This window comes from Vibrio sp. PID17_43 (assembly GCF_002608565.1).
Taxonomy (GTDB): Bacteria; Pseudomonadota; Gammaproteobacteria; order Enterobacterales; family Vibrionaceae; genus Vibrio.
This window is the reverse complement of record NZ_LIXM01000043.1, coordinates 1-10251: the sequence shown is the minus strand read 5'-3', so window position 1 is coordinate 10251 and position 10251 is coordinate 1. Positions and strand designations below refer to the sequence as shown.

Sequence of the window (10251 nt, the reverse complement as noted above, 5' to 3'; positions counted from 1 at the left end):
CAGTGGTGCGCTCACCCTCTGCGTTTTCAATGACACGTGGTTTGTCGCCGTCTAGTACAGCAACACATGAGTTAGTCGTACCTAAGTCAATACCAATGATTTTACCCATCAGGCTATCTCCGAATAAATTCTATTTTCGTTTTGCTATATCCCCTATGTGGGGACGTAGAATCGGGTTTCAACCCTTACTCACAAACTAAAATAATGTTGTTTGCTTCTCTTATGCCCAATAGATAAGGGCTGCAAATGGCTTTTCAAGGGAGAAAATAAAAAAAATGCTTTTTTTTTTCACTGAAAAGAAAAAGCGAGGCCTTAGACCTCGCTTTTAATGAGAATGAATTGCAAATTATGCACTTGCTTGTGCAGGCTCAGCCTCAACGACTTCTTCTTTACCTATCTCACCTTCAGATTTTGCGACAATCGTATTAACTGCAGTGTCACCCACTACGTTAGATGAGGTACAGAACATATCGTTGATACGGTCAACTGCAGCAACGATTGCTAGACCTTCTGGTGGTAGACCCAATTGGTGAAGGATAACACCAACCATGACTACACCACCGCCAGGTACACCGCCAGCACCGATAGACAGTAGCAGAACCGTGAAGCCTAGAGTCACCAAGTCAGATACCGCGATAGGCTGACCAAATGCGTTTGCACAGAATACAGCTGCAATTGCGATGTAGATTGAAGCGCCCGCCATGTTCATCGTTGCGCCCAGTGGAACACCGAAACCAGCCACCGACTTAGATACACCAATCTTGTCAGTAAGAGTGCGCATCGTGACAGGAATTGTTGCGTTTGAACTTGCTGTTGATAGCGAGAACAACACTTGCTCACGAGTCTTACGAGAGAACTCACGCGCAGAGATACCTGTAAACATCTGAACAGCCAATGGGTAAACCACGAAGATCCAAAGCACCAGCATTGAAACCACAAGAGCAACATAACCTGCTACCGATGCAAGCGTACCCGCATCCAGTGTTGCGCCAAGTTGAATCATCAGAGCGAATACACCGTATGGCGCAAGACTCATCACAAGGCCAATCAGCTTCATCATAATTTCGTTCGCCATCTTAAAAGTACGAACCGCAGGGCCACCCTTTGAATCAAGCGCTTGGATAGCAAGACCTGTCAGAATTGCCATAAAGATGATTTGTAGCATGTCGCCATTTGCAAATGCCTGTACTGGGTTGCTTGGAACGATGTTCACAACCATAGAGAAGATGTCTGGCGTTTCTGTTGACTTAAGTGCCACAGAGTCAGAAATCGTACCCGCAAGGTTTGCGCCTGCACCAGGCTGAACAATCATAGCAACAGTAAGAGCAGCAATAATCGCAACGACGGTATTCAAAATGTAAAGAGTAAAGGTTTTACCACCTAAGCGACCAAAAGAACGAATGTCTTTAAGCTCAACAATGCCACATACAATTGATACATAAACCAGAGGAACAACCAGAAGCTTAATCAGCGACACGAACATACCGCCTGCCCCTTCTGCCGCACCTAGGATATAGGTATCAAAAATCGCAATACCGCTAAATAAGTACTGAATAGCTGTACCCAGCAAAAGGCCGGCGAACAAACCAATAAAAATCTTACTAGAAAGCGATTTATCCATCATAAATCTCCGAAATGTTGTGTTTGCTATTTATGTTTTTATAGTTACATCTGCCAATTTTTATGGCAGAACTCACGAATAATACACGCCAGAGTTACGAAATAAAGACTTTCTTTACAGAAATGTAAATGAGCAACATCAAAAGTAAATCTCTAGTTCAACATTCATATACAGAATTAAATCCCAAAGAAAGGTCAGAACAGCCACTTATACACACAGCATTCCATAAGTAAGCAATATAAAGAAAGGATGTATCCTATAAGAAAAATATTTCCCAATAAGAAAAACTTTGAAGAGGATCAAATTTCAAATTCATCGCATATTCAGAGGAGTGAATATGCTTGAGAGTATGTTTGAAACAAAAACGCCCGCTATTGAATAGCGGGCGTTTTAATATAGATACATCAATGACTTATCTTATCACTTAGCAACCATTACCATTGCTGGGCGTACAACACGGCCGTTTAGCTCGTAGCCTTTTTGCATCACAAACATCACTGTGTTTGATTCGTGATCTGGGCTCTCTTGAATAGACATCGCTTGGTGGAATTCTGGGTTGAATGCTTCACCTTCTGGGTTGATCTCTTTCAAACCAAATTTTGCGACAACATCGACAAATGTCTTGTGCGTAAGCTCAACACCTTCAAGAAGAGGCTTAACCGCTTCGCTTTCAGTATCTGCAGCTTGGATCGCACGCTCTAGGTTATCGATAACTGGAAGCAGTTCTTCAGCGAATTTGTTCAGAGCGTACTTGCGAGCTTTATCGATTTCTTGCTCCGTACGACGACGCATGTTTTCTACTTCCGCTTTAGAGCGAAGAACCGCATCTTGCTGGTCTTTCACTTTTGTTTCGCTAGACAGTAGTGCTGCTTCTAGTTGAGCAATCTTAGCGTCTTTCTCATCACCAATTTCTTCAAGTTCTGTTTCAGCTTCTTGAGCTGCCGCTTCGACTTTCTCAGCTTCTTCGATGATTTGATCAAGCTCTTCTTCTGTAACTTTGTTTTCTTCGTTGCTCATGATATCTCCAGAATTCAACTTAATGTCCTTAAAGCCACTCACGTTTTGTGGGCTTTAACCACATAAAAATTCGCATATTTAGGTAACTTGCCATTATTATGGGGATGAAGATTCCTGATTCAAGCCTCTTTAATGCGGAAATGCTATGAAAAACCCATGTAACGTGATCGCGATTATCGGAAAACCACGAGATCAGCAGGCAATTCAAACTCATAGAGAGTTATACGAATGGCTTACATCCGAAGGTTACCAAGTCTTTATCGATGATCGCCTTGCTGCCATTTTAGACGAAATCCCGCAAAGCCAATTTGCTAGCTTAGTTGAACTAGGCAAAAATGCCGATCTTGCCATTGTCGTTGGGGGTGATGGCAACATGTTGGGGGCTGCTCGTATCCTATCGCGATTTGACGTGGCTGTCATTGGTGTGAACCGAGGGAATCTTGGCTTTCTTACCGACTTGAATCCAGATGACTTCCAGTCTGCATTAAAAACCGTACTCAACGGCGAGTATATAGAGGAAGAACGCTTTTTACTTGAAGCCGAAGTCCATCGCCATGGCCAGATAAAGAGCCACAATGCAGCCCTCAATGAAGCAGTGTTACACCCTGGCCAAGTCGCGCATATGATTGAGTTTGAAGTCTACATTGATGACAGCTTTGCATTTTCACTGCGCGCAGATGGCTTGATCGTTTCAACACCTACGGGTTCAACGGCTTATTCATTATCTGGTGGCGGTCCAATTCTATCTCCAAGCTTGAATGCCATTTCGCTGGTACCCATGTTTCCGCATACCCTTTCAAGCCGACCACTAGTGGTTGACGGTAAACGGCGCATCAAATTGATCGTCTCGCCTGAAAACAGAGGCTCTCAAGAAGTCAGTTGTGATGGCCAAGTATCTTTGCCTGTCTCTCCTGGTGACGAGATTCATATTTACCAAAGCCCGAATGTCCTCAAATTGATCCACCCAAAAGACTATAGTTATTATCACGTACTACGAAACAAACTCGGCTGGTCGAGCAAACTGTTTTGATACCTCTTCTAAACCGATGCATGTGCATCGGTTTTTCTTTTTAATATCAGCAATAAAGCGATTAATGAAATCGCTCACAAATTTCACCTTATTACTTTACTGTATAAAGAAACAGTATATACTGTTTTCTTATACAGTATTGTTCGGTTATACAGGTAAATAAAAATGCTGGCTCATCTAAGTGTTAATAATTTTGCGATTGTTAAGTCTTTACAGCTCGAGCTTTCTAAGGGCATGACCACCATTACAGGTGAAACAGGCGCAGGTAAATCTATTGCTATCGATGCATTAGGCCTATGCTTAGGCGGACGAGCCGACGCAGGAATGGTTCGACAAGGTGAAGAAAAAACCGAAGTCAGCGCTGCCTTTTTACTGGACAATAATGTACACGCATCTCGGTGGTTAGAAGATAACGACCTGCTTGATGGCAGTGAGTGCATTCTACGCCGTATCATCACCAAAGAAGGCCGTTCAAGAGCCTTTATTAACGGCAGCCCAGTCCCACTTTCACAACTCAAATCTCTTGGACAGCTGTTGATCAACATCCACGGCCAACATGCACATCATCAACTGATGAAGAGCGAACATCAAATGGTCATGCTCGATCAGTATGCAGGGCACCTAAATTTATTGAAAAGCACTCGTAGTGCCTACCAACATTGGCGTCAGGCAGACAACAACCTCAAGCAGCTAAAAGAAAACAGCCAGCAAAACCAGGCCCAAAAGCAGTTGCTTGAATATCAAATCAAAGAACTAAATGAGTTATCGCTAGGTGAAGAAGAATTTTCAGAGCTCGAACAAGAGCACAAACGACTGTCCAATAGCGGTGAACTCGCCACTACCTGCCAACAAGCCATCGAACTTATTTACGAAGGTGAAGAAGTCAATGCGCTTGGTATTTTGCAATCGGCCAATCACTCCCTAATTCAACTAGCAGAATTGGATGAAAAACTCGCAGAGCTACCAAACATGCTCGCTGAAGCGATGATCCAGTTGGAAGAGACCAAAAATGAACTCCGCAGCTACCTTGATGGCATTGACGTCGATCCGGGTCGTATGGCTTATGTCGAAGAGCGTTTTTCTAAAGTCATGTCGATGGCGCGCAAACATCATGTTATACCTGACGAGCTCTACCAACATCATCAAGATCTTCTTGCTCAGATAGAAGCATTAGACTGCTCAGATGAAAGACTGGATGAGCTGGCACAAGAAGTCGAACAAAAATACCAAAGCTTCTTAAACCAAGCAGAAAAATTACATAAGTCACGCAGCCGCTACGCGAAAGAGTTAAACAAGCTGATCACACAAAGCATGCATGAACTGAGCATGGAAAAGGCTGTCTTCAGCATCGAAGTAAGTAACGAAAACACGCATCCGTCACCACTAGGAATGGACAGCGTGTGCTTTCTTGTTTCAACCAACCCTGGTCAACCGCTTCAACCAATTGCGAAAGTGGCCTCTGGCGGTGAGTTATCACGTATCTCGCTAGCGATCCAAGTGATCACAGCACAGAAAGTCGATACTCCAAGTCTGATTTTTGATGAAGTCGATGTAGGTATCAGTGGACCAACCGCTGCGGTCGTGGGGAAAATGCTGCGTAAATTAGGCGAGTCTACTCAGGTCATGTGTGTGACTCACTTACCGCAAGTCGCAGGTTGTGGCCACCAACAAATGTTTGTTGCAAAACACACCAAAGGCGGCCAAACAGAGACACAAATGCGAGCCTTAGATGAACAGCAGCGCGTAGCGGAACTGGCCCGTCTGCTTGGAGGAAGCCACATTACGGATTCCACACTAGCAAACGCAAAAGAACTCCTTATTGCCGCTTAACCCCCCTTACTTTGAGCCATTGATGCCTTTCAATGGCTCTATACCTCGGCCACGTTACCTATTCTGCACTTTCATTGTTTATTGCACATTAATGCGTCATATTCCGGCAATTACCGTTCAAAATCAGTGAATAAATGCAACTCAACTCAAAATTCGTTGTCTGACTCCCTACCATACGACGCATAGTTTTTTACATCTGCGTCGAGCTTGTTTATTATCAGCGCAGTATTTTAAAGGTTACTAAGAAATTATTATGCAATTAAAGAAGTGGTTAGTTGCCGTACCATTAGCAATGACATTGCTGACAGGATGTTCGGTATTGGAAAAACTGGTTTATCGTATTGATATCAACCAAGGCAACTATGTAGAGCAAAGTGCGGTTGATAAATTAAAGTTTGGGATGACTAAAGCACAGGTTCGCTTCGTTCTTGGCTCACCAATGCTGATTGAAAATGGCTACCCAAATACTTGGTACTACATTTACCACCACACCCCTGGCCACGGTGACCCAGTGCAAAAAGACCTTATCGTACAATTTAACGAGCAAGGGACACTGGCAGACATTACTGGTGACTACCCGAAAAGCGACGCGTTTTACGAGCAGATTCAGTAACCGACCTTTTTATACAAAAAACCTCCCAATGGGAGGTTTTTTTATTAAGTGACTCTTACAAGCCTCAATCGCTCTTACGCAGTGCATTCGGCTTGCCGCCAGTCACATGGTCCGCATTCCCGGCGGCTTTCGCCTGCTCCGCTCGCTTACGACGAATCTCTTTTGGATCGGCTAACAGTGGGCGATAAATTTCAATACGGTCTTTGTCGCGTACTGTCGCATCTAAGCGAACATTACGGCTAAAAACACCCACCTTGTTGTTGTTCAAATCAATCTCAGAGTAGAGCTCAAGCACACCAGACTGACGAATGATCTCTTCAACCGTTGTATGGTTATTCACCACCAAATTGAACACACGCTGCTCATGAGGCAGTGCATACACCACCTCAACGTGAATCATATCCGACTCAATACTCATAGCACTCGTATACCTGTTTCGCGCGTTTGGTAAAAGCATTCACCATATTATGGGTTAACTCGTTAAAAACTTTACCGAAAGCCATTTCAATCATCTTGCTTGAAAACTCAAATTCAAGTTTCAATTCAACTTTGCATGCTTGCTCATCAAGTGCCGTAAAGAACCACCCACCACGCAGAGTCTTAAATGGCCCGTCGACCAAATTCATCATGATCGCCTGACCAGAAATAAGCTCATTCGACGTTGTAAAGGTTTTGCTGATCCCTGCTTTCGCCACATCGACAGAAGCCACCATACCACTGCTCGAAGACTCAATGATTCGAGACCCCGAACAACCAGGCAAAAACTCAGGGTACTTAGAAACATCATTGACCAGAGCGAACATCTGTTCTGCACTAAAAGACACCAAGGCAGAACGGCTGATTTGCTTCATATACACTCCTATCGATACGCGTACAATGTTAAAGGCATGAGCCAATTTTACTTTTATTCGGCAATTGCGCAAATAAAAGGATTTCCTATCCGATATCCAACCCGTATAATGAGGCTATTATGGCAAAGAAAAAATCAAAACAAAAAGCGGGTAGTAATACTATCGCGCTGAACAAAAAAGCTCGCCACGAATACTTCATTGATGATGAAATTGAAGCCGGGTTGGAGCTACAAGGCTGGGAAGTGAAAGCCCTTCGCCAAGGTAAAGCCAATATCGCAGAGAGCTATGTGTTCATGCGTGACGGAGAGGCCTTTGTCAGCGGAATGACGATCACTCCCCTTAATCAAGCATCAACTCACGTTGTCGCCAACCCGACACGAGTACGTAAGCTGTTAATGAGTCGTCGAGAACTCGACAACCTTCTAGGTCGCATCAACCGTGAAGGTATGACGTTAGCCGCTTTAGCGCTGTATTGGTCTCGCTCTTGGGTGAAGATCAAAATTGGCGTAGCAAAAGGTAAAAAGCTACACGATAAACGTACTGATATGAAAGAAAAAGATTGGGCTCGAGATAAAGCTCGTATCATGAAAAGTAACTTGCGTTAATCTTGAGCACTTAATCTTGCAAAGCTAGACAAGTAACGCTTTTCTGGTAGTATGCAAGGAACACTTCGGGGCTGATTTAGGATTCGACGGGAATTCAGAAGTCTGAGGTGCATGCCGTGGGGCGGTTGGCCACGTAAAAAGCCGCAAAAAAATAGTCGCAAACGACGAAAACTACGCACTAGCAGCTTAATAACCTGCTCAGAGCTCTCTCGCCCTAGCTTCTGCACGTAAGACGGGGAATAACGAGAGATCAAACCCAAACGCGCTAGCCCGGATTCTCCCGCCTGAGAGATGAACGGCGAATTATAATTCAGGATAGTCATTTACTAGCGTGTCGGTTCGCAGGTAGATGGTGAATTCAAAGATCGACTAAGCATGTAGTACCAATGATGAAAGGTTTTCGGACGCGGGTTCAACTCCCGCCAGCTCCACCAAACGTTTGGAAAGGGCGGTAACTCTTTGAGTTATCGCTTTTTTTATTTTACCTCTCAAGAATTTAGCTGTTGGTACTAAAACACGGTACTAAACATGCGCTACCTAACACTAAATAAATCTGGAACTTGGCAATTTCGTTATCAAATACCAGAAGCCAAACGAGCACTATTTGATGGTCGTCGAGAACTAAAGCGCTCTTTGCGTACAAATGATCTTTCTCAAGCTCGAATCTCTGCGCTTGAACTAGAGCTATCGATACTTAGGCAACTTAACGATAACAGTAAGGTTGGAGAGAAAGGTTTTTCTCTCGAGCATACTCAATCAAATGTATCTACATCTGCAAAACCTTCCTCCTCCCCTAACACATCAAAACTTCTTGATATGTATTGTGAATACAAAGCTGGTTATGTTTCAGAAAAGACGTTAGAGGGACAAAGAGCCAAATGCCAGATTGTTCTCGATTTACTTGGTCATAGATCGATTAAGAGTATTCGACGCCGAGATGCTGAAGTCATCCAGCAACAACTCCAGCTCTTCCCTTCAAACTCAAAAAAGAACAAGGATTTTAAAGCACTTAACAACACAGAGATCTTAGCTTTGAACAAGCAGCTAAGGCATCCGTGCTTATCAGAAAGTAGCATCAAAGATTATGTGCAGAAGGTTTCTTCATTTTTTGAATGGTGTTTACAGAATGAATTTACTGATATTGTAACCCTCCCCGAAAAACTGGTCGCTCGCAATTAGAGGTTTTCCGTTTACACTGAAACAAACGGAGAACGCATGATGAAAAAGTCACGCTACACAGAAACACAAATCGTCAAGATCTTGAAGGAAGTGGAAGCTGGTCGAAAGGTCAATGAAGTCTGCCGAGAATATGGGATCTCTGATGCCACCTACTACAACTGGAAATCCAAGTACGGAGGTATGGAGGCCTCAGATGTAAAACGGCTAAAAGAGCTTGAAGAAGAGAACCGTAGGCTCAAGCAGATGTTTGCGGACCTGAGTCTTGAGCACCGCATCGTCAAAGACATTTTAGAAAAAAAGCTCTAAGGCCAGCGGATAAACGCGAGCTTGTCGATTATGCTCGCCAACAATTTCAGGCCAGTTTACGTATGGCTTGCCGCGCAGTTGGCATTAGTGACTCTGTCTATCGCTACAGACCTGATCCTCATCGAGATGATGAGGTGATTGCCAAGCTTCAGGAAGCCGCAGAGCGCTATCCTGCCTACGGATTTGGCAAATTATTTAAAATACTGAGGCGTTGGGGACACCGATGGAACCACAAACGAGTTTATCGTGTTTACTGTTTGCTCAAGTTAAATCTGCGGCGTAAGGGCAAGAAACGTTTACCTAAACGAGAGCCAGCGCCACTGATGTGCCCTGAGTGGATAAACCGTTGTTGGTCTATCGACTTCATGAGTGATTCACTGGTCTGCGACAGACGCTTTCGTACTTTTAATGTCGTGGACGATTTTAACCGAGAGGTGTTGGCGATTGAAGTGGACTTGAACCTGCCAGCGCCACGCGTAATCAGGGTATTAGAGCGAGTCATTGCTTGGCGAGGGTTACCCAGTAAGCTGCGCATGGATAATGGCCCTGAATTTGTCTCAACAGCTCTGGCTGAGTGGGCAGAAGAGAATAAGGTAGAGCTCGAATTCATTCGGCCGGGTAAACCCACCGAGAACTCGTATATCGAACGTTTTAACCGCACTTACCGGACAGAAATACTGGACATGTACGTGTTTAAAGCACTGAGTGAAGTCCGAGAGCTGACAGATAATTGGATGAGGGAATACAACGATGAACGGCCTCATGACTCACTGAATGATCTGACTCCCTGGGAGTATTTAGCAAGGTGTGAGAATAGGAAAAACTCTAAGTTAGAGTGCCACTAATCCAGGGAGGGTTACAAACAACTGATTAGGTTCGGTTCGCTGACATATATCCGGCGTCTCTATGAGCTTTTAGTGCTCGCGCCATGATGTAATCAGCTCTCTGCTTCCTTTACATTTCCACGGCATCAGTAATGCCGGTTCTGTCGCAAATATTGATTGGGACGTGATAGCGCTATTCTGTAGATACAATTATTCTGCGAGTGCATAGAATTGTTCCCAAGCCGAGTCGCCTTTGATCTTGAACTGTTCTCTTTTCAACATCGTCGACAATTCTCGACCATGAAGACTCGCCTTGACTCCTTCCATCGATTTCCAACCTGAAGCTTGGCCTGTTTTTTAGTTCACCCAACGATG

11 protein-coding genes and 1 other RNA gene are annotated in these 10251 nt (G+C 44.2%); 7 read left to right on the top strand and 5 right to left on the bottom strand.

What is annotated here, in order from left to right; genetic code table 11:
- The 3 genes from AK965_RS20335 to grpE form a co-directional block, all read right to left on the bottom strand.
- The coding region (locus AK965_RS20335; RefSeq protein WP_143699952.1) for an Hsp70 family protein at positions 1-109 on the bottom strand (109 nt) is incomplete at its 3' end.
- A gap of 237 nt (positions 110-346) precedes the next feature.
- Positions 347-1621, bottom strand: a complete 1275-nt coding sequence (locus tag AK965_RS19890; RefSeq protein ID WP_099081216.1) for a dicarboxylate/amino acid:cation symporter — start codon at positions 1619-1621, stop codon at positions 347-349.
- A gap of 420 nt (positions 1622-2041) precedes the next feature.
- Positions 2042-2638 carry a nucleotide exchange factor GrpE gene (gene grpE, locus AK965_RS19885; RefSeq protein ID WP_099081215.1) on the bottom strand — a complete coding sequence of 199 codons (597 nt, stop codon included), beginning with the start codon at positions 2636-2638 and terminating at the stop codon, positions 2042-2044.
- Between the two features lie 145 nt (positions 2639-2783).
- Between grpE and nadK the strand changes: the two genes are divergently transcribed.
- The 3 genes from nadK to bamE all read left to right on the top strand — a co-directional run bounded on the left by nadK (position 2784) and on the right by bamE (position 6111).
- Positions 2784-3668 carry an NAD(+) kinase gene (gene nadK, locus AK965_RS19880; protein ID WP_099081214.1) on the top strand — a complete coding sequence of 295 codons (885 nt, stop codon included), beginning with the start codon at positions 2784-2786 and terminating at the stop codon, positions 3666-3668.
- A 165-nt stretch (positions 3669-3833) separates the two neighbouring features.
- Positions 3834-5498 (top strand): DNA repair protein RecN, encoded by a 1665-nt coding sequence (gene recN / locus AK965_RS19875; RefSeq protein ID WP_099081213.1) that lies wholly within the window; start codon positions 3834-3836, stop codon positions 5496-5498.
- A 253-nt stretch (positions 5499-5751) separates the two neighbouring features.
- Positions 5752-6111, top strand: a complete 360-nt coding sequence (bamE, locus tag AK965_RS19870; protein ID WP_099081212.1) for an outer membrane protein assembly factor BamE — start codon at positions 5752-5754, stop codon at positions 6109-6111.
- Positions 6112-6175: 64 nt separating this feature from the next.
- Here the strand turns inward: bamE and AK965_RS19865 are convergent, their stop codons facing one another.
- Both AK965_RS19865 and AK965_RS19860 read right to left on the bottom strand, forming a co-directional pair.
- Positions 6176-6529 carry an RnfH family protein gene (locus AK965_RS19865; RefSeq protein ID WP_099081211.1) on the bottom strand — a complete coding sequence of 118 codons (354 nt, stop codon included), beginning with the start codon at positions 6527-6529 and terminating at the stop codon, positions 6176-6178.
- Positions 6519-6962, bottom strand: a complete 444-nt coding sequence (locus AK965_RS19860) for an SRPBCC family protein (RefSeq protein ID WP_099081210.1) — start codon at positions 6960-6962, stop codon at positions 6519-6521. Before AK965_RS19860 ends, AK965_RS19865 begins: the two co-directional genes overlap by 11 nt.
- Before the next feature lie 119 nt (positions 6963-7081).
- Between AK965_RS19860 and smpB the strand changes: the two genes are divergently transcribed.
- From smpB to AK965_RS19840, 4 genes are all read left to right on the top strand, one after another.
- Complete coding sequence (gene smpB, locus AK965_RS19855) at positions 7082-7567, top strand: SsrA-binding protein SmpB (RefSeq protein WP_099081209.1); 486 nt, start codon at positions 7082-7084, stop codon at positions 7565-7567.
- A 67-nt stretch (positions 7568-7634) separates the two neighbouring features.
- Positions 7635-8001, top strand: a transfer-messenger RNA (tmRNA) gene (gene ssrA, locus AK965_RS19850).
- Positions 8002-8095: 94 nt separating this feature from the next.
- Positions 8096-8746 carry a DUF6538 domain-containing protein gene (locus AK965_RS19845; RefSeq protein ID WP_099081208.1) on the top strand — a complete coding sequence of 217 codons (651 nt, stop codon included), beginning with the start codon at positions 8096-8098 and terminating at the stop codon, positions 8744-8746.
- A 39-nt stretch (positions 8747-8785) separates the two neighbouring features.
- Positions 8786-9897, top strand: a protein-coding gene (locus AK965_RS19840) for an IS3 family transposase (RefSeq protein ID WP_099081217.1) whose coding sequence is annotated in 2 segments (ribosomal slippage) — positions 8786-9047 and positions 9047-9897 — 1113 coding nt in all. Because the reading frame shifts where the segments join, the coding sequence is not laid out codon by codon here.
- Positions 9898-10251: the final 354 nt, after the last annotated feature.

Coding starts and splice junctions, on each gene's coding strand:
- AK965_RS19890 (WP_099081216.1), bottom strand. CDS start 1,621: ATGGATAAATCGCTTTCTAGTAAGATTTTTATTGGTTTGTTCGCCGGC.
- grpE (WP_099081215.1), bottom strand. CDS start 2,638: ATGAGCAACGAAGAAAACAAAGTTACAGAAGAAGAGCTTGATCAAATC.
- nadK (WP_099081214.1), top strand. CDS start 2,784: ATGAAAAACCCATGTAACGTGATCGCGATTATCGGAAAACCACGAGAT.
- recN (WP_099081213.1), top strand. CDS start 3,834: ATGCTGGCTCATCTAAGTGTTAATAATTTTGCGATTGTTAAGTCTTTA.
- bamE (WP_099081212.1), top strand. CDS start 5,752: ATGCAATTAAAGAAGTGGTTAGTTGCCGTACCATTAGCAATGACATTG.
- AK965_RS19865 (WP_099081211.1), bottom strand. CDS start 6,529: ATGAGTATTGAGTCGGATATGATTCACGTTGAGGTGGTGTATGCACTG.
- AK965_RS19860 (WP_099081210.1), bottom strand. CDS start 6,962: ATGAAGCAAATCAGCCGTTCTGCCTTGGTGTCTTTTAGTGCAGAACAG.
- smpB (WP_099081209.1), top strand. CDS start 7,082: ATGGCAAAGAAAAAATCAAAACAAAAAGCGGGTAGTAATACTATCGCG.
- AK965_RS19845 (WP_099081208.1), top strand. CDS start 8,096: ATGCGCTACCTAACACTAAATAAATCTGGAACTTGGCAATTTCGTTAT.